The organism is Oleiphilus sp. HI0125 (assembly GCF_001635355.1).
The window spans coordinates 1-808 of record NZ_LWGF01001023.1; the positions used below are offsets into that span (position 1 = coordinate 1).

At 44.9% G+C, this 808-nt stretch carries 1 protein-coding gene; it reads left to right on the forward strand.

Going from position 1 to position 808, the window contains the following annotated elements; translation table 11 throughout:
- Positions 1 to 808, forward strand: an 808-nt coding sequence (locus A3762_RS17520) for an amino acid--tRNA ligase-related protein (RefSeq protein WP_231878851.1), incomplete at both ends; no start/stop codon positions are given.

Here is an 808-nt window from a genome sequence, read left to right on the forward strand (position 1 = left end):
CGATGTAAAGTCAGAGCAAAGCCTATCTATTGAAGATGAAAACAAGTTGATCGCAGAGCGAAAAGCGAAACTTGAGCAGTTGCGTGAAGGTAGTAAATCGAACGGTCACCCCAATGACCACCGTCGTGAGAACTTAGCGGGTGATTTGCAAGCGCAGTATGGTGATAAGAGTAAAGAAGAGCTTGTTGAGTTAGCTATCCCTGTTGCTGTTGCCGGGCGCGTTATGCGTCGTGGTGGCCCGTTTGTAGGCATTCAAGACGTATCTGGCTCAATCCAGAGTTATGTGGGCAAGCCTATCCAGAAAGAATCGAAAGATTGGGCCAACCTAGATCTTGGCGATATTGTTGGAGCAACCGGCACGCTGAGTAAATCAGGTAAGGGTGACTTATATGTTGAAGTTACTGATGTCGCTAACTTCCGTATTTTGACGAAATCTTTGCGTCCTCTGCCTGATAAATATCATGGCTTAGCGGATCAAGAAACAAAGTATCGTCAGCGTTATGTTGATTTGATTGCTAACGAAGATACGCGCAACACCTTCATGATTCGTTCGAAGATCGTGAGTGCTATTCGCAATTACTTAGCTGAAAAAGACTTCATGGAAGTTGAAACACCAATGCTTCAGGTGATTCCAGGTGGTGCGACGGCTAAGCCATTTGAAACGCACCACAATGCTTTAGATATCGACATGTTTTTGCGTATCGCGCCAGAGCTATATTTGAAGCGTTTAGTTGTTGGCGGTTTTGATCGTGTGTTTGAAATTAACCGTAATTTCCGTAATGAGGGGCTGTCAACGCGACATAATCCT